Source organism: Solidesulfovibrio aerotolerans (genome assembly GCF_009856865.1).
Taxonomy (GTDB): Bacteria; Desulfobacterota; Desulfovibrionia; order Desulfovibrionales; family Desulfovibrionaceae; genus Solidesulfovibrio; species Solidesulfovibrio aerotolerans.
Genome location: NZ_WVUD01000002.1, coordinates 228,240 through 246,157, shown reverse-complemented (window position 1 = coordinate 246,157; position 17,918 = coordinate 228,240). Strand labels below are relative to the sequence as shown.

Annotated in this window: 17 protein-coding genes; 5 read left to right on the top strand and 12 right to left on the bottom strand. The window is 65.3% G+C overall.

The window, feature by feature from the left end; translation table 11 throughout:
• Positions 1-124: 124 nt before the first annotated feature.
• Positions 125-1,066, top strand: a complete 942-nt coding sequence (locus GTA51_RS02705) for a delta(1)-pyrroline-2-carboxylate reductase family protein (RefSeq protein ID WP_160958456.1) — start codon at positions 125-127, stop codon at positions 1,064-1,066.
• Here GTA51_RS02705 and GTA51_RS02700 read toward each other — a convergent pair.
• Entirely contained in the window at positions 982-2,979 is a 1,998-nt protein-coding gene (locus tag GTA51_RS02700; RefSeq protein ID WP_160958455.1) for a monovalent cation:proton antiporter family protein, read from the bottom strand. The two genes, GTA51_RS02705 and GTA51_RS02700, sit on opposite strands and share 85 nt — an antisense overlap.
• Before the next feature lie 91 nt (positions 2,980-3,070).
• Positions 3,071-3,553 carry a MarR family winged helix-turn-helix transcriptional regulator gene (locus GTA51_RS02695; protein WP_160958453.1) on the bottom strand — a complete coding sequence of 161 codons (483 nt, stop codon included), beginning with the start codon at positions 3,551-3,553 and terminating at the stop codon, positions 3,071-3,073.
• A gap of 270 nt (positions 3,554-3,823) precedes the next feature.
• Here GTA51_RS02695 and GTA51_RS02690 point away from each other — a divergent pair, with 270 nt between their 5' ends.
• Together GTA51_RS02690 and GTA51_RS02685 are read left to right on the top strand one after the other, a co-directional pair.
• Positions 3,824-4,021: a hypothetical protein gene (locus GTA51_RS02690; RefSeq protein ID WP_160958452.1), complete on the top strand. Its 198-nt coding sequence runs from the start codon at positions 3,824-3,826 to the stop codon at positions 4,019-4,021.
• Positions 4,022-4,138: 117 nt separating this feature from the next.
• Positions 4,139-5,875, top strand: coding sequence for a cation:proton antiporter (locus GTA51_RS02685; protein WP_160958450.1), 1,737 nt, complete (start codon positions 4,139-4,141; stop codon positions 5,873-5,875).
• 21 nt (positions 5,876-5,896) lie between these two features.
• On the opposite strand, the gene GTA51_RS02680 is transcribed toward GTA51_RS02685, so the two are convergent.
• From GTA51_RS02680 to GTA51_RS02670, 3 genes are all read right to left on the bottom strand, one after another.
• Positions 5,897-7,354, bottom strand: coding sequence for an MFS transporter (locus GTA51_RS02680; RefSeq protein WP_160958448.1), 1,458 nt, complete (start codon positions 7,352-7,354; stop codon positions 5,897-5,899).
• Positions 7,355-7,560: 206 nt separating this feature from the next.
• The gene (locus tag GTA51_RS02675) at positions 7,561-8,742 is read right to left on the bottom strand and encodes a pyridoxal phosphate-dependent aminotransferase (protein WP_211922400.1); all 1,182 of its coding nucleotides are present in this window, start codon (positions 8,740-8,742) and stop codon (positions 7,561-7,563) included.
• 60 nt (positions 8,743-8,802) lie between these two features.
• A complete protein-coding gene (locus tag GTA51_RS02670) occupies positions 8,803-9,159 on the bottom strand; it encodes a glutaredoxin family protein (RefSeq protein WP_160958445.1) in 357 nt (118 codons plus the stop codon).
• Between the two features lie 141 nt (positions 9,160-9,300).
• Here GTA51_RS02670 and GTA51_RS02665 point away from each other — a divergent pair, with 141 nt between their 5' ends.
• Positions 9,301-9,750 (top strand): metal-dependent hydrolase, encoded by a 450-nt coding sequence (locus GTA51_RS02665; RefSeq protein ID WP_160958443.1) that lies wholly within the window; start codon positions 9,301-9,303, stop codon positions 9,748-9,750.
• A 14-nt stretch (positions 9,751-9,764) separates the two neighbouring features.
• Here GTA51_RS02665 and GTA51_RS02660 read toward each other — a convergent pair whose 3' ends face one another.
• Entirely contained in the window at positions 9,765-10,571 is an 807-nt protein-coding gene (locus GTA51_RS02660) for a substrate-binding periplasmic protein (protein ID WP_160958441.1), read from the bottom strand.
• 204 nt (positions 10,572-10,775) lie between these two features.
• On the opposite strand from GTA51_RS02660, the gene GTA51_RS02655 reads away from it, so the two are divergent.
• Complete coding sequence (locus tag GTA51_RS02655; protein ID WP_160958439.1) at positions 10,776-11,759, top strand: chemotaxis protein; 984 nt, start codon at positions 10,776-10,778, stop codon at positions 11,757-11,759.
• Positions 11,760-11,862: 103 nt separating this feature from the next.
• Here the strand turns inward: GTA51_RS02655 and GTA51_RS02650 are convergent, their stop codons facing one another.
• The 6 genes from GTA51_RS02650 to GTA51_RS02625 form a co-directional block, all read right to left on the bottom strand.
• Positions 11,863-12,612 carry an N-acetylmuramoyl-L-alanine amidase family protein gene (locus tag GTA51_RS02650; RefSeq protein ID WP_160958438.1) on the bottom strand — a complete coding sequence of 250 codons (750 nt, stop codon included), beginning with the start codon at positions 12,610-12,612 and terminating at the stop codon, positions 11,863-11,865.
• 125 nt (positions 12,613-12,737) lie between these two features.
• Complete coding sequence (locus GTA51_RS02645) at positions 12,738-13,469, bottom strand: hypothetical protein (RefSeq protein WP_160958436.1); 732 nt, start codon at positions 13,467-13,469, stop codon at positions 12,738-12,740.
• A gap of 186 nt (positions 13,470-13,655) precedes the next feature.
• Complete coding sequence (locus GTA51_RS02640; protein WP_160958434.1) at positions 13,656-13,958, bottom strand: MTH1187 family thiamine-binding protein; 303 nt, start codon at positions 13,956-13,958, stop codon at positions 13,656-13,658.
• A 20-nt stretch (positions 13,959-13,978) separates the two neighbouring features.
• Positions 13,979-16,324 (bottom strand): penicillin-binding protein 1C, encoded by a 2,346-nt coding sequence (gene pbpC / locus GTA51_RS02635; RefSeq protein WP_160958432.1) that lies wholly within the window; start codon positions 16,322-16,324, stop codon positions 13,979-13,981.
• A 2-nt stretch (positions 16,325-16,326) separates the two neighbouring features.
• The gene (locus GTA51_RS21200) at positions 16,327-17,109 is read right to left on the bottom strand and encodes a response regulator (protein ID WP_160958430.1); all 783 of its coding nucleotides are present in this window, start codon (positions 17,107-17,109) and stop codon (positions 16,327-16,329) included.
• 137 nt (positions 17,110-17,246) lie between these two features.
• Positions 17,247-17,909: a FlgO family outer membrane protein gene (locus GTA51_RS02625; RefSeq protein WP_160958428.1), complete on the bottom strand. Its 663-nt coding sequence runs from the start codon at positions 17,907-17,909 to the stop codon at positions 17,247-17,249.
• Positions 17,910-17,918 lie beyond the last annotated feature (9 nt).

The window sequence follows — 17,918 nt, the reverse complement described above, 5'->3', positions numbered from 1 at the left end:
CCACGGACTGCGGCCCACAACCGGCCAGTTGGCCATCCAACGCCCGGAACTCCTTGAAAACACTCTTCGAACAAGGTGGGGCGGGGGGGCGGGAGGGCGGGAGTACCAGTATTTCGGAGGCCAAATGTTTGATTATCTCTCCCTGTCCGAGGCCATTGCCGCCGTGTTGCGGGCGCGCCAGGCCGGTGTGGCCCAGGCTCCCGAGCGGCTGGCCGTGCCGATCCCGGGCGGCGTGCTTTTGTGTATGCCGGCCGCCGACGGGCAGCTGGCCGTGGTCAAGACCATCACCGTGCATCCGGGCAACCGGGACAGGCCGGTCATTCAGGGCGAGGTGACGGTGCTGGAGGCGGCCACGGGCCGGCGGCTGGGGGTGTTGGACGGCCCGACCACCACCGCCCGGCGCACGGCGGCAGTCAGTCTGCTGGCGGCCCGGCTCCTGGCTCCAAGCACGGCCGGGCCGCTGCTCGTCATCGGGGCCGGCGTCCAGGCCCGGGCGCATGTGGAGGCGTTTTGGCAGGGGCTGGGGGTGCGCGACATCATTGTGGCCGGCCGCACGCCGGACCGGGTCGCGGCGCTGGCGGCAGCCCTGGCCGAGGTCGGGATCACGGTGCGCCTCGCGGCCGATGCGGCCGGGCTGGAGCAGGCAACGCGGCAGGCGGGGCGCATCATAACGGCCACCACCAGCAACGAGCCGGTCCTGGCCGATGTGGTGCGCGACGACGTGTTCGTGTCGGCCGTTGGCTCATTTACGCCCGAAGCGGCGGAGTTGCCGGCCTCGCTGGTGCTGCGTTCGGCGCTTTTCGTGGATGATCCGGCCTCGGCCAAGGTCGAGGCCGGGGATTATCTGCGCGCCGGCGTGGACTGGGGGGCGGTCACGGCCCTGGAAGACATCCTGGACAGCGCGCCGCCACGTCCGGCCGGGCCGGTGGTCTTTAAGACCGTGGGGCATGCCCTGTTTGATCTGGCGGCGGCCCGGCAGGCCTATGCCGCCGGGCTGGCCGCCTCGGCGGTTCCCCGGAAAAGCCCGGCTCCCTTTTTAAGCGTTTCGGCCGTGCCCAGGACATAGAGCCGGTCGCCGGCATTCAGGACAAAGGGACCGTCGGGGTTGGGCACAAAGGCATCGCCGCGCCGCACTGCGGCCACGGTCAGATCATGCTTGCGCCGCAGATGCACGTCCATAAGCGAGCGCCCGGCCAGGGTCGAGGCCGCATCCACCGTAAAGACCGCCACATGCAGGCCGGCCAGGGATTTATCCGGCACAAACCCCGCCATTTCGTCAAGGGAACCCGGCAGCATGGCCTTGTAGCCCTCGCGCCGGATGGCTTGCACCATGCGCTCGATGTCGTCGTGGGGCAGCATGAACTTGTCCATGACCCGAGCGAACACCCCCAAAGACGCCTCGAATTCCTCGGCCACGACGTCGTTGGCCCCCAGCTTGAGCAGGGATTTGATCTCGGTGTTAAAACGGGTGCGGGCCACAATGTAGAGGGCCGGATTCTCGAAGCGGGCGATTTCCACGGCCCGGCGGGCGGCGGCGGCGTCGGAAATGACCACGGCCAGGGCCTTGGCCTCCTGCACGCAGATATGGGTCAGCACCCCGGGCTTGGAAGCGTCGCCGAAAATGATGGGTTCGCCTTTTTGGGCTTCGTTGCGCACCGTGTCCGGGTTCATTTCCAGGATGACATAGGGGATGTCGGCCGTCTTGGCGGCCCGGGCCAGTTGCCGTCCGCCCGCGCCGAAACCCAGGATGATCAGGTGGTCGGTATAACGCGCCATCGGCGCAGCATCAGGCGTATCGCAGACCCGGAACAACCGGCAGATGATGCCGGCCGTCCGGGGGGCCAGGGCGATCAGGAACGGGGCCAGCACCATGGTCAAAATGCTGGCGGCCAGGAACTTCTGGTAGAAATGTTCGGAAATGACCTCTTGGGCAAAGCCGGCTTTGGCCAGGATAAAGGAAAATTCCCCGACCTGGCACAAGGCCAGCCCGACCAGCACGGCGGTGCGGGTGGGATAGCCGAGAACGCGCGTGGCCACGCCGGCCACGATGGCCTTGACGACCAGCAGCAGAATGGCTGCGCCCAATATTTCCCAGATGTGCCCGGCTGCGGTTGTAACGTTGAGCAGCATGCCGATGGAAATGAAAAAGAGCGAAGTAAAGACGTCCTTGAACGGCAGCACGGCCTCATGCAGATTTTCCCGATAATCCGACCCGGACAGGAGCAGGCCGGCCAAAAATGCCCCCAGGGACAGGGACAGACCGATGGCGGCGGTGAGCAGGCTGACGGCCAGGCAGATGCCGAGTGCCGCCAGGAGAAACAGTTCCCGGCTGCGGGTGCGCACAATGGACAGGAGCAGTCGCGGCATGACCTTGCGCGATAAAACCACCAGCAAGACCAGGATGAGCGCGCCTTTGCCGACCGTATAGGCGATGGAAGCGGTATTGGTGCCGCCCAGGGCCGTTCCGGCCAAAAGCGGCACGGCCAGGGTCATGGGGACGGCCAGCAGATCCTGAAAGATGAGAATGCCAAGGCTCACCCGGCCGTGGGGAGCCTCCATTTCGGAGCGCTCCTGGAGCGTTTTGAGCACGATGGCCGTACTGGACAGGGCGGCCAGCATGCCGATCAGCACCGAGGAGCCGCCGGAAAAATTGACGCCAAAAAGGCCGGCGGCAAAAAAGACCAGCCAGGTCAGCCCCATCTGCACCGAGCCGCCGATAAAGACCGGGCGTTTGAGCCGCGACAGATCGGCCAGGGACAGCTCCAGGCCGATGGTGAAGAGCAGCATGATGACGCCGATTTCCGATAAGATCTCGACGCCGTGGGCCGAGCGGACAAGGCCCAGGCCGTGCGGGCCGCACAGCACGCCGGTGAGCAGCAGACCGACGAGTGTCGGTATCTTAAACCGGTGGCAGACCAGGATGACGAGGACGGCCAGACCGAAGACAATAGTGATATCGGGAAGAACGGGAATATCCATGCCGGGGGTATGCCTTAAAGGGGCGTTGCTGTGAAGCGGTTGGGAGCGTCTGGGGCCGGCGACGTATTCGGGCCGTCTGGCGCGGTCGCCTCTAGGCTTGCAAATCCCGTCGTACGGCATCCATGCAGTGGCGCAGCACGGTAAGGGAAGCCAGAACCGCCTCGCGCTGGGCCGGTTCGACACGCTCAAGGATGTTGCGAAACAGATCGGCCATAAACTCCCGGACCTCATCCCGGGCGCGGCGGCCGGCGGGCGTGAGGCTTAAAAGGGTGACCCGGGCATCGGCAGGATCGGGATGCTTGTCAATCAGCCCCAGGCGCAGCAGTTGGGTGGAGACAGCCGTGATCCGGCTTTTGGTCACGCCCAGGCGGCGGCCCAGTTCGCCGGGAGCCAGATAGCGGTTTTCGCCCAAAGCGAGCAGGGCGCGAAGTGCCGCCGGCGGCAGGTTGCAGCGCTGGCTTTGCAGGGCGATGCGGGCCTGGCAGCAGGCAAAGAGATTTTCCACGGCCTCTTGCAGGCGTTGGGCCTGGCGGTCGGCCAGGGCGGCGTCTGGGGAGGGGGGCACGGCAGACATATTTATTATCCTAAGTGTCCCTGGCAGGAACTGTCAATGTGTTGCGCTGGACAGGCTTTGCGCTGGACATGTGGGGCTGGACAGGCGTTGCACGGGGCCTATGTCGCGCCGGGCGTGTCACTCGGCGCGTCGCGCCGGGCAACGCCAGGGCACCAGGGGCCGGGTGCCCGCAAAGCAAACGTCTGCTTGGCTTTTGCACCGCCGCTGGCGTAGGGTGGCTCCACTGTCTTCGGCTGCCTTGTGGCGGCCGACATCGCGGTGGAGGTTGCCATGTCCCAGCCCAAGGCTCCCTGGCTGTGCCCCAAGTGTCAGATTGAAAACGACCCGGATTTCACCCACTGCCGGATATGCGGCCAAGCCCATCCCGAGGCGCCGCCGCTGGAGGTGGCCTGCGCCAGTTGCGGCACCAAACATCCTGGCGGTAGTTGCTGTCCGCTGTGCGGCAGCAAGGAATTCTTGCAACTGTAACGGCATCGGCCTGCCCGTAGCGGCGAGGCCGGATGACGACGCATCATTGCCGGCCAGCCGGCCGTCCCCGGGCGATTTGCGGGTACGGTCGTCTTGGTGTTGTGCCAAGGAGACGCCATGCCTCACGATATTGACCTGATCCTGACCCTGACCGCCGGACTGGTGGCTGCCCTGATCCTGGGGCTGGCCGCCCGGCGGCTGTCGCTGTCACCCATCGTCGGGTATCTGGCGGCCGGGTTTTGCATTGGACCCTTTACGCCGGGATTTGTGGCTCACGCCGGCATCGCCAACCAGTTCGCCGAACTCGGCGTGATCCTGCTGATGTTTGGCGTGGGCCTGCATTTTCATCTCAAGGATCTTATGGCCGTGCGCGGCGTGGCCGTGCCTGGGGCCGTGGCCCAGATTGCCGTTTCGGCCGGGCTGGGGGCCGTGGCCACCCATGCCCTGGGCTGGTCCTGGACGGCCGGGGTGGTCTTTGGCATGGCCATTGCCGTGGCCAGCACCGTGGTCCTGACCCGGGTTCTGGCCGACAACCGCGACCTGCACAGCCCCACCGGCCATATCGCCGTGGGCTGGCTTATTGTCGAGGATCTGTTCACCATCCTGGTGCTGGTCCTGCTGCCGGCCTTGTACGGCCCAAAGGGCGGCGGCGGGCTGGGGCTGACCCTGGGGCTGGCCTTGGCCAAACTGGCCGCCTTGGCGGCCGTAGTTGCCGTGGCCGGTCGCTGGTTGTTGCCCCGGTTTTTCAGCCATGTGGCCCGCACCGGCTCACGGGAGCTGTTCACCTTGGCGGTATTGGCGGCGGCCTTGGGGCTGGCGGTGGGGTCGGCGCTCTTTTTCGGAGCTTCCATGGCTTTGGGGGCCTTTTTGGCCGGCATGATCGTCGGCCAGTCGCCCTTTGGGGCCAGGGCGGCCTCGGACGCCATGCCCATGCGCGACGCCTTTGCCGTGCTGTTTTTCGTGTCGGTCGGCATGCTGCTCGATCCGGCCACGGTGGTGGCCCACTGGCGGCTGGAACTGGCCACCATCGCCATTGTGCTGGTGGGAAAGCCTCTGGCCGCCCTGGTGGTGGTCTTGCTGCTGCGCCGTCCCCTGGCCATCGCCCTGGCCGTGGCTGCGGCTTTGGCCCAGATCGGCGAATTTTCCTTTATCCTGGCCGCTGTAGCCGCAACGCTTGGCATCCTGCCGGCCGAAGCCACCAATGCCCTGGTGCTGGCCTCGGTGGTTTCGATCATTTTGAATCCCTGGCTGTATCAGGGTGTTGCGCCGCTATTGGGCTGGCTTGAGCGCCGTGGCCTGGTGCGGTCCGGGGGGGCGGCCCTGGGCGAGGCTGTGGTCGTGGACGCGGCGGCCCATCGGGCCGTGGTGGTGGGCTATGGGCCGGTGGGGCGCATTTTGTGCCGCATTTTGCGCGACAACGGCATCGAACCGGTGGTGGTGGAGCTTAATATCCAGACCATCAAAGCCCTGGCAGCCGCAGGACTGCCGGCGGTGCACGGTGACGCGTCCAGCCGGGAGATTTTGCACCATGCCGGCATCGAATCGGCCCAAAGTCTGTTGTTGACGGCTTCAGAACTGCCTGCCGCCGAGATCGTGGCCGCGGCCCTGGAGCTGCAACCCAATATCCGTATTCTCAGCCGGGTCGGGTACCTGGCGGACGCCAAAACCCTGCGCCAGGCCGGGGTCCAGGCGGTTTTTACCGGGGAAGGCGAGATAGCCCTGGCCATGACGGCCCGGCTGTTGCGGGAACTGGGGGCCACCGATGAGCAGATCGACCAGGAACGTGACCGGGTGCGTCGGGAGTTGTTCGAGCCCAACGAACAGGCGGCGCTGGAAAACCAGGGTGCGGCGTAAGGCTGCTCCCTGCGGCGGGAATCAGGCCTTTGTGCCCGGGGCCTTGGCCCTATTTTCCAGTTTCCAGGCCCAGACGGCCATGGCGATGGCCACCACCAGCAAGGCGGCCAGGGCGTGGAACACGCCGGCCACGCCGGCGGCCAGGGCGGCCGGGGGCGCGCTGGTGAAATCGGCGTGGCTGGCCACGGTGCCGGAGGCCAGCACCAGCCCGGAAAAGATCGTGGCCACCAGCGGCAGGCCCGTGGATTGGCCAAATACCCGGGCGTAATTGGCCAGTCCCGAACCGACGCCCAGGCGGTGGGCCGGCATCTGGCCCATGATGGTCGAATTATTGGGGGCCTGGAAGATGCCGATGCCCAGGCCCACCGGCATGGAACGCAGCAGATAGCCCCACCAGGGCGTGTGTTCGGTCAGCGTCCCCAGGGCCAGACAGCCGCCCAACAGCACGATCAGGCCCACCAGACTGATGCCCCTGGCCCCGTAGCGGTCGGCCAGAGAGCCGGAAATCGGGGCGGTCAGGGCCATGGAGGCCGGCAGGATCATAAGCAATAATCCCACCTCGGTGACCGTGTGGCCCTGCCCTGTTTGCAGGAAAAACGGCATGATAAATCCGCTGGCCCCGGTGATAAAAACCAGCGTCCCGATAGCCAGGGGAAGCGAAATAAGCGGGTTGGCGAACAGCGACAAGTCGAGCATGGGGGCCGGGCTGCGGCGTTCGACGGCAATAAAGGCCGTCAGGCCCAAAGCGCTGACACCGAGCAGGCCAAGGGCCGTCGGGTCAGAAAAACCCTGGCGCTGCATAAAGGTCATGCCCAGGCAGTAGCAGGCCAGCGTCAGACAGGCCAGTGCTGCCCCGGGTACGTCGAAGCGTTCCCCCAGACGCACGGGTGGTAAGGCCGGCATATAGCGGCGCACGACAAAATAGGCCAGCAGCCCAAAGGGCACGTTGAGCAGAAACAGCGACCGCCAGCCGATCAGACCAATGAGCACCCCGCCGAGCGGCGGGCCGATCATAAGGCCCATGGCCACGGTGCCGCCGATAAATCCCAAGGCCCGGCCCCGGCTGGCCGGTGGGGCGATCTGGGTCACGATGGCCATGCCCAGGGACTGGCTCATGGCCGCGCCAATGCCTTGCAGCGCCCGAAAGCCGATAAGCCAGGAGACCGACGGGGCCAGGCCGCAGCACAGCGAAGCCACGACGAAAAGAACCAATCCAGTGGAAAAAATTTGTTTTTTATCCCGCATGTCGCCCAGGCGCGACACCAGCAGCAGCAGGCTGGCAATGACCAGCACATAGCTTAAAATGACCCACTGGATGGTGGCGAAATCGGTGTGCAGACTTTCCGTCAGCGTCGGCAGGGCCACGTTGACGATGCTCATATCGAGGGTGGCCATAAAGACCATCAGATTGACCCCGAGCATGGCCAGGGCCGGGCGGGCGTAGACGACCGCCCCGGGGGAAGTGCTTGGCTGATTCATGGGAGACGGCATCCTTGGGCTGTTGCAGCCGGTCCCCGTGTACTCCAAGAGACTTCCCCGGGGAAGGGATTAATACGGCGGCCGGCGGTGCTCCTGGCAGGGGCAGCCGCAGCGCCGTCTTTGGCCCGGGGCGTCCTTACTGCTGCGCGAACCCTGCCCGGCGTGAAACCGTCTCGCTCCCAAAAGGCATTTGGCCCGGGGCACCCTTACTGCCGGGCAAACCAGTCCCCCAGGCGCTGGCAGGCCGTATCGATTTCGGCGTCGTCGCCGCCAAAGGACAGGCGCAGGCTTTGCGTGCCGCCGGGGCCGAAGCTGTCGCCGGGGATGGTGATGACCCGGGCTTCGTGGATCAGCCGGGTGGCCACGTCCATGGGCGCGTCGGGCAGGGCGTAGCGGGCCATAATGTAGAAAGCGCCGCCCGGGGCGTTGTAGGTGATGGCCGGCATGGCATCGAGGTGGGCCATGATGGCGCGGCGGCGTCGGGCCAGAATGGAAAGGAAGCCGGCGTAGATGTCCTGGGGGCCGGTCAGTGAGGCCAGGGCGGCTATCTGGGAGGGTGTTGGGGCGCAAATGGCCGTGCAGTCGTGGACTTTCAGCATTTGGGCCATGATCGGCTCGGGGGCAAAGGCGAAGCCCACCCGCCAGCCGGTTAAGGCGTAGCGCTTGGAAAAACTGCCCACGGCCACAAGCTGCGGGCGCAACTCCGGCAGGCTGGCCAGGGAAAAGGCCGGTTCGTCATAGGCCAGGGCGTCGTAGGTGTCGTCGCAAATGACGGTCAGGCCGTGGCGCAGGGCGACCTCGGCCACGGCCAGCAAGTCGGCCTTGGCAAAAACCGAGCCGGTGGGGTTGTGCGGCGAATTGACGATGATGGCCCGGGTGCACGGGGTGACCGCGGCGGCCACGGCGTCGGCGTCCAGGCTCCAGTCGTGGCGGCGAAGGGGCACGAACACCGGACGGGCCTCGGCCAGAAGCACCTGCTCCACATGGGAGGGGTAGAACGGCTCCGGGACGATGACCTCATCGCCGCGATCGCACAGGCACAAAATGGCGCACAGGAGCGCTTCCATGCCGCCCACGGTGATGGCGATTTCGCGGTCCGGGTCGGCAACAAGTCCTTTTTCAGCCGCCAGCAGCCCGGCCACTGCCTGGCGCAGTTCGGGCATGCCGGGCTGGAGCGAATACTTGCCGGCCCAGGGTTGGTCGGTCAGCGCCCGGCACACGGCCTCGACAACATGGGGCGGGGTGGCAAAAGAGGGCACGCCCTGGCCAAGGGAAGCGCAGCCGCCGACCTGGCTGGCGATCATGGGCATGAGCTTGGTGGCCGAAATTTTAATATTGTGGGCACGCTGGCTGAAGCGGGAGGACAGGCTGGTCACAGGGCACTCCATGGCGAAAGGCCGGGCCTAGGCCCGGTCCGGTTGGCGGCAAGGGAAAGGGGACGCGTTTTATTATGGGGTGGCGAATTTGGGATGGGCCGCGGCCGGGGCCGGGGCGGCCAGGGCCTTTTCAAATTCGGCCACGGAATAGCCGGCGATGGCCGTGCCGTTGATCATGACCAGGGGCACGCCGCGTCCGCCGTAGCGCTTGTAGCGCAAATTGGCAGCGGCATCCTTGTCGATGTCGTAGAGGGAATAGGCGATGCCCTTGCCGTCGAAGTAGGCCTTGGCTTTGGTACAGTAGGGACACCAGCTTGTGACGTAGAGCTCCACGGTGGGGCCGGCGGCGAAAAGCGGCGCTGCGGCCAGGAGCAGGACTGCCAGGAGCAGGGGGGCGGCCAGGGTGGAAAGGAAACGGGTACGGGGCATGTCGTGCTTCCGATTTTGGGGTTGTCAATCGCTCCTCGTAGCCGGGGGGAGCGGCCGGCGTCAAGGCGGCAGTCGGACGCAACAATTCGGGGCGTACCGACCGGGTTGCGCGACCGGGGTGGCGATGCTAGGGAGCGCTCCATGCCGGGATATAAGATGCATATCGTTGGCGCGGCAGCCGTTACCGGGGCAGCCGTGGCCGGCACGTCGTGGCTGGGGTTATATCGTCCGGGTTTTGAGACCGCCGTCTGCCTGGGCCTTTTTTCCGTTCTGGGCGGGCTTTTCCCTGATGTGGACACCGACTCCAAAGGCCGGCGTTTTTTTTACGGCGCGGCTCTGGTGGTGGACGGGTTCCTGATCTTTCGCGAGCAGTACCGTTATGCGGCGGTGCTGGGTTTTTGCGCCCTGCTGCCGGCCATCGGCTCGCACCGGGGTTGGACCCATTCCTGGTGGGCGGCGCTTTTGATCCCCAGTTCCGTTCTGCTCGCCCCCATGCTGTTGCTCGGATTGCCGTGGAAGCCTTTTATTCCTTACTATGTCGCCACGGTGCTCGGCTATTTTTCCCATCTGCTGCTGGACCGGAAATGCTGAGCGGCTGTCCTCCGTTACTTGTAGGGATATGAAAACGTGGTGAGATCCCGGTACTGTTGTGTGGGCGCGAAGGCGCGGATGGCCGTGTCCAGGCGGACCATGACCTCGGGGGAGACAGCCTGGCTGCACAGAATGTGGCGGTCGGCTCCGGGCGGGACGCCGGCCAGGGGAACGAGCCGGATTTTCTGCCCCAGCTCGGGTTGGCTGGCGACGATCCAGGACAGTTCTTCGGGATCGATAAGCAGGGCGTCGAGACGGCCCTGGGCCAGCAGTGTCACCATATGGTGCGTGTCGGAGAACCGTTTGACCCGGTTGGCCGGATACTGCAAAAACGCCTGATCCGCCTCCTTTCCGTAGGAAAAGCCTTCACGAAGCCCCCAGGTCTTTTCGGTTCGCAGGAGATCGCCAAGCGTCGGCGGCGGCTCGGTCGGGATGCCCCTGGCGCTGCTGCCCACAGCCACGGCCAAGGGCTGGTCCTGGTAGAGCGGCAGGCTTAAGTGGGCAAAGGCCTCGCGTTGCGGCGTTTTGAACCAGCCCACGCCGCAGGCCTGGGTTTTGTTGTCGGCCAGGGTGGCAATGATGCGCCCTGGCGGCATTTCCCGTACTGTGACAGGAATGCCGGCTTTTTCAAAGACGAGTAGCGCCGCTGTGAGCAGGAAGCCGCCGGCTGGTTTGCCGTCTTTGAGAATATAATACGGCGGTCGATGAAACACGAGCAGCGTCACAGGGGCGTCCTCCTGGGCCGTCAGCGCAGCGGTAGGCAGCAGGACGGCCAAGGCGGCAAGTGCAATCAGGATGACACGCAACGGACGTCTGGGCATGGCATATTCCCCGGGCTGACAAACAGGCTGCCGTGCGAATGGATACTCCAGCTTCGTTTGTATTGCGAAAAACCACAGTGTTGTCAAACAGCGGCCGGGACTCCCAGCCGCTTGCTTTTTATGAAATCAACGGCATAAAGATACGACGTTGATACAGCGAGCCACAGCCACCCGACCCGGGGCGCGAAGGGGAGTCCAAGCCGCATGAGCAATACCAATATCCTCCTTGAGTCCGGCACCAACGAACTTGAAATCGTTGAATTTTATTTGGAGGAGCCGACTGCGTCGGGCAAGACCTATGTTGGATACTACGGGGTCAACGTGGCCAAGGTGCTGGAGATCATCCGGCTGCCCAAGGTTACGGAGATGCCGCAGACGCCGCATCCGTGCGTGCTGGGCACGTTTAATCTGCGCAACAAGGTCGTGCCGTTGGTGGATTTGAGCCTGTGGCTCGGGAAAGATCGTTCGGACAATGCCTCTGACAAGGTGGTGGTGACAGAGTTTAACCGGGTGATCAGCGCCTTTCGGGTGTCGGGCGTCACGCGCATCCATCGCCTGAGCTGGGAGCAGATCGAACCGCCAAGCGTCCAGGTCCAGGCCTATTCCGGCAACTCCGTCACCGGCGTGATTCAGCTTGAATCCCGGGTCGTCTTTATTTTGGACATGGAAAAGATCGTGGCTGACTTGAACCCCGAGCTGGCCCTGAAAGAGCTTGACGAAGTCGCCTTTGTCGAGAGCCAGAAGGAGTTGCCGGACAAGGATATGGTCTTTAAGGCCCTTATCGCCGACGATTCCACCACCATCCGGCGCATGATCGGCACGTCCCTGGAAAAGGCCGGTTTTGAAGTGACGCGCACCATAAACGGCCGTATCGCCTGGGAGCAACTGGTGGCCTGGAAGGCGGCGGCGGCCGAGGAAAACCGGCCCATCACCGATTTCGTCCATATCCTTGTATCCGACATCGAAATGCCGGCCATGGACGGGCACAGCCTGACCCGCAAAGTCAAGGAAGATCCGGTGCTCAAGCGCTTGCCGGTGATCCTTTTCTCCTCGCTCATTACGGACAGCCTGCGGCACAAGGGCGAAGCCGTTGGGGCCGACGATCAGGTTTCCAAGCCCGAGATGCTGCAATTGGCCGAAAAGGCCCGGGCTCTGGCCTGGGACCGGCTGGCCCTTGGCAGCGACTGAGCCGGCCGGTTTCCCCCGCGCCTGCCTGCCGATTGACAACGGCCCGGACCATGCTCCGGGCCGTTTGCTTTTGGGCCACCGGCTGGGCGCGCCCACGATCCGGTTACGGCCGCTGGCCGGCGCACCAGTTGACCACGGCCCGGGTGATGGCCCGGGCCGTTTGCATTTGGCGTGTCGGGCCGGCTAGTTCCGCTTCCTCGGTCCGGTTGACGATGACTCCGGCCTCCACCAGCACCGCCGGCGAGGCGGCCGCATGGAGCACGGCCAGCCCGTCGTAGCGGTACACGCCGAGTTCGTCGTCCACAAGGGGCCGGCGTTCGCCCGGGACATCGGCGGCGTGATGGCGGGTAAAGGGCAGGCCCTCCCGGCGCAATTGCCGGCCGATGAGCCGGGCGAAAGCCAGACTGTCGTCGGCGTGCCGGTTGCGGCCGGAATAGAAAAGCGAATAGCCGGCGAAGTGGTCGCAAAAGCGCCGGGTGGTGCCGCCAACGGTCTCGCTGGTGAAAAATTGCGGCTGGGCCGAGTCGTGGTGGATGGAGATGAGGAGCGCGGTACCGGCGGCATTGGCCCGTTTGGCCCGGCCGGCCGGGGGCAGATCAAGGCCGGTGGGGTCGATCAGAAAGGCCTTGGTGAAACCGGCGGCATAAAGGGCGTCGCGGACTTGCCCGGCCAGTCGGAGATTGAAGTGGTATTCGGCAACTCCCGAGGCGCTGGTGGCCCCTGGCGCTTTGGGACCGTGGCCGGCGTCGATGGCCACGACCAGCTTGGCCGGCAGGCAACCGGCAAAGGCCCCGCTGGTTGCGGCCAAAAGGGTGATGAGGCACCAGCCCGCTGCCAGGGCGCGTCGGGTCATGGCACCCCTTCCTTTGGCCGGCGTCCGTCTTTCGCTGGCGAACAACCGGTGGCGGCCGTCCTTTGCGCACAGCCAGCGGCCCCGGCCCGGCAGATACCGGGGCCGGGGCCGGGGCCGGCGGGACATCAGACCATCTTGCCTTCGTCGATGAGCGAATCCTTGAGGCCGGCATCAAGGAGGTCTTCGGGCGCGGCCAACAGGTGATGCAGGAAATCGCTGGTTTTTTCCGTCAGCCAGGGGTCGCGGCCCAGGGCTTCCACGGCGCGCAGACGCTCGGAACGCTTGTCAGCGGGCATGGATTTGTCGGCGGCCAGTTGGTTGCGCAGGAAGTGGAAATAGAGCTTGGCCCCAAACACCGAGGCCTTGGGATCAAGGCCGATAAAGACGCGGTGCAGATCGTCGCGGGTGCGCTCGGCAGCGATGCTGCTCAGGAAATGCCAGGGCGAGGAGCCGCTGGTCAGGGCGGCGAAGAAATAGCGCAGCTTGTAAAAACGCTTGCCAGAGGAAAAGGCCTGTTCCAGATCAGATGACGTGCATACGCCGTCAACGCAACTGGTCAGGGCGCGGCGGTAGGGCAGTTCCACGGCGGCGACGATGGCGTTCCAGAGCATGAAAAGATTGATCAGGGTCATGATGAGAATGCTGGAATTGCGAAGAGTCGGGTTGACGTCGCTGGCCCAGTTAAGAAACAGATAAATGAAAATAAGGACAAACACGCCGTATTTGACGGCGCACAGCAGCAAATGCGGCACGGAGCCGATCTTCCAGTGCAGCCGGACCACCAGCGCCATCAGGGCGATGAAGACAATTGTCTGAAAGTATATGCTCATGTTGATCTGGGCCAGTTGGTCAAGCATGGTCGTCTCCTTGGTGTTGCACAAGCGTTGCTGTCGCGCCGGGCGTCTTTTCTGGACGTGGCCCCCGAACCGGCCATGGGGCCGGCGTCTCGGCCGCGTTTGATCCAGTGTAGCGTCGGGGCCGTTTTTTGGCAACGGGTTGGGCTGAAATCTTCCGTCCGTTGGCCGGCTTGGACGGCGCGGGAATCAATCCTGGCCCAGCTTTTCCTCCACGGCCCGGATTTTGGCCGTCAGCCGTCCGGCCGGGCCGCTGCGCCAGTCTATGCGGATGGCCACATGGATGCGGCCGCAATCCTTTTCCAGTTCTTCTTTGCAGCGGGTGACCACGGCCAGCACCGCATCCCAGTCGCCCTCGATGCTCGTGGACATGGGCGAAAAGACATAGGGCAGCCCCGATTCCCGCACGATGCGAATGGCCCGGGCCACATAGGCGGACAGGCTGTCGCCCTTGTCCAGGGGGAAGATCGAGAAATCCAGAATAGCGCTCATGGCAGGCTCTCCTTGGGGATTTATTCCACGTGTATGGTGACGCTGTTGCTGCGTCCCGCCTCGTCAGAGACCATCAGCCGGTGGGCTCCCGGAGTCGGCAGCCAGAAGAGCCGCTTGCCGGGCGCGGCCTGGGCCGTGAGTTCTCCGTCCACATACCAGGACAGGCGCGTGGTTGCGGCCGGGACATCGGCGGTCAGGGCGATCTGCTGGTATTCGGCCGGGATGTCGGGGCGCACGGTGTAGACCGTGGCCGGGCTTGGCGAGACGATACGCGGGCCGTCGCCGACGGCTCCCGGGCAGTCCGGGGCCGGGGGGGGCGGGGTTTCAAAAGGGATGCCGGTGGCGCGCCACCAGGACACCAGTTCGGCCGGATACTCGGCCACGGCCACGGTTTTGGCTTCGCGCCCGGCCAGGCACTCGGCGCTTAAGCGCTCCCCGGTGGCCGCGTCCACCAGCATCCGGCGGTGGACCGGGCAGGGGGTCAGATGGGTGCGGCCGGGGATGATCTTGGCGGTGACGCGCCTGGGGCAGTCCGGGCCGGGCAGTTGCCGGCTGTCGGCGCAGACCTCGATCTCGGCGATGTCCAGGCCGGTCTTGGCCGCGGCCCTGGAGCCGTGCGGTTCCAGGGCGCGAAACAGTTCAAACAGGATCGGGCCGGCGTGGACCGCGCCGGAGATGCCGGCAATGGGTGTGCCGTCCATGTTGCCGACCCACACGCCGATGACGTGTCCGGCACTGACCCCGACGGCCCAGGCGTCGCGGTGGCCAAAGGACGTGCCGGTCTTCCAGGCCACCGCCGGCACGGCCAGGGCGCGCTCCCAGGACGTGGGCAGATCCGGGCGTTCCAGCCGGGTCAGGATGTCGGTGGTCAGGGCGCAGGCCTCGGGCGAAAAAAGCCGCTCGCCGCGAACGGGCTTGCTCTTGGCCAAGATGGCGGCCGGACGGTACAGGCCGCCGTCGGCCAGGGCGGCGTAGAGATTGGTCAGGGCCAAAAGCGTTGTCTCGCCGCCGCCAAGGATGAGCGACAGGCCGTAATGGGCGGCCGGCTTGTCCAGGGTGGTCAGGCCCCCCCGGCGCAGCAGATCGAGAAACGGGGTAGTCCCGATCTCGTTTAAAAGGCGTACCGCCGGGACGTTTCGCGAGGTGATAAGGGCCTGCTCGGCACTGACCCGGCCCAGAAACAGCCCGTCGTAGTTTTTGGGGGAGTAGCCGGCAAAGCCCGTTGGAATATCGAGCAGCAGGCTTTGGGGAAAAATAAGCCCCTGGTCCATGGCCATGGCGTAGAGAAAGGGCTTGAGGGTCGAGCCGGGGGAGCGCCGGATGGTTGCGCCGTTAATCTGGCCGAAGCGGGGGTCGCCAAACCAGTTGGTGCCGCCGATAAGGGCGCGGACTTGCCGGGTCTGGGGATCAAGGACCACGGCGGCCACGCTGCCGATACCCTGGCCGGCCAGCCAGCCGCTGCGGCCGCGCAGGATGTCCGTGGCCGTTTTCTGGGCCGCCGGGTCGAGCGTCGTATCGATGCGCGGCGCGTCCCCGGCCAGATCCCTGGCCATCTGGCAGAAATGCGGGGCCGTAAAGGGCTGGCGCACCAGCCCCCGGGGCACAGGGGCCGTCATGGCCTCCTTGGCTGCTGCGGCCGGGAGGACGCCGCGTCGGGAGAGCGCGGCCAAGAGTCTGTCCCGGGCCGCCTTGGCCGCCTCGGGATGGCGCAGCGGGTCCAGGCGCAGGGGCGAGCGGGGCAGGACGGTCAACAGCGCCGCCTCGGCCAGGGACAGCCGGTCCGGGGTTTTGCCGAAATACAGGCTGCTGGCCGCACCCACGCCCACGATGTTGCCGCCGTAGGGGGCCATGTTGAGATAGCGCTCGAGGATTGCGTCTTTGGAGAGCCGGCGTTCCAGCACCAGGGCGGCCAGCGCTTCGTCCAGTTTGGCGGCCAGGGTGCGTTCCCGGGGCCGGGCCAGCCGGGCCAACTGCATGGTGATGGTGGAACCGCCGGAAACCACGCGCCCGGCCGCCAGATTGGCCAGGGCGGCCCGGAAAAGGGCCAGGGGATTGACTCCGGGATGGCGGTAGAAATGGCGATCCTCGGCGGCAAGGACCAATTGCGGCAGGATGGGGGCCACGCCGGCCAAACGCACCGGAAAGCGCCAGGCGTCGTCCGGGGCCAGATACAGGCGCAGGGGCTGGCCGTTTTGAGCCGCCACCACGGTGGATGGCGGGGGCGTCAGGGCGGCCAGGGGAAAGGGCAGGCGGGCCGTGGCGACCAGCCCCACGGCCAGGAGCGCCACCGTCCCAAGGGTTGCCAGAACGCAGAGGAGCACGCGCCACCGGCGGCGCAGCAAAAAGGCAAGCGGCCCGGTTGCCATGGCTAGTCTTTGGTGCACAGTTCCCGAAAATGTTGCACCATATCGAGGATGTCGAGCTGCATATGCACCCGGCAGGTGAATTCCTCGACTTCAACCGGCTTGACCAGAAAGTCGTTGGCCCCGACCTTGAGAAAACGCACGGTCTGGCCGCCGCCCTCGGCTGAGACGCCGATAATGGCCAGCCGCTCTTTGGACTTGGTGGTGCGGATTTCCTCGATAAGTCCGAAACCGTCGAGATGCGGCATGTTGTAGTCGGTAATGACCAGACGCACGTCGTCGTTTTGGGCCAGTGTCTCCAGGGCTCCCCGGCCGTCTTCGGCCACCAGGGCTTCAATATTGAGATTGGCCAGAAGACCGGTCAGGCGCGTGCGGAACAACTTGGAATCATCGACCACCAGGGCGCGCACGAACTGGTTTTTGTACAAACGCTCGATCAGCCGTTCCAGAGCCTCCATCTCGGCCATGGTCTTAATGAAATAATCCACCACATTGTCTTCAAGCAGGCGTTTGCGCAGCTCTTCGGAAAAACTGGCCGTCATGACCACCGCCGGGATGCCCAGGGATTTGGCCAGGGGCACGATGCGCCCCTCGGGATCATCCGGCAGGTTGCGGTCGAGAATGGCCACGAAGATGGCTTCGCGCTGTTGGGTCATGGCCTCTTCGGCCTCGGCCAGACTGTGGGCCACGATGGTTGGGAAGGGCGTGCGCCCGGCAATGTGCTGGGAAATGATTTTGGCCTGAACGCGGCTGTCCTCAACGACAAGGACGTGACGGTGGTCGGTCATGCTGCCATCCTTACGAGACCAGTATGGTCACCGACGATAGGGGATGGCGGCGCTCCTGGCAAGCCGCGCAAAGCGTCGTCCGGCCCGTCGTCCGGATCCGTGGTTTGGGCCGGCCCGCCGGCCCAAACCACGAAGGGTTACCAGTGGCGGCTCATGTACGGGGTCATTTCCCGCTCGAAGCTGGCCGGATCGGTGGTGGAAACCGTGGGCGCGACAAAGGCCGTGGGACTCATGCCGGCCATGGCCCCGACGGTTGCGTCCATGGGCAGGGTGCGGCTGGAGGCGGCAATGATATTGTTGTTGCGGGCGTCGATGACTTCAAGATTAAAGCGCACGCCGCCCGGGGTCACGCTGTAGGTGCCGGCCAGGACCAGGGTTGCCGTGGCCCGCTTGGTGGCCAGGGCCCTGGTGTCGCGGGTGAGGATGAATTCTCCCTGGCTGCGGTTGAAAATGATGTCGCTGGCCTTGCGGATTTCCTGGACATTGTAGCCAAGGCCGACAAAGGCGGCGTAGAGTTCCTGGCCCACAAGGCGCGAGAGCGGCGAGGCTTTTTCCAGATTGTTCAAGTCGGCCGGCGTGGTGATGACCAGCCAGTAGAGTCCCCGGCTGTTGTTGGCCGTGCCCATGCCCAGGCGCGGGCCGAGCTGGCGGTCGAGATCGGCAGCCATGGCCATGGCCACATCGGGATACTGGGGCGGGGGCGGGGTTTTGCCCGAGCCGCACAGCGCCCCCATGAGCATGGGGGAGAGCAGCGCCGCCAGCACCAGGGGGAGCAGAGGCAAGGGGGGGAAGCGCTTCATGGCGGTCTC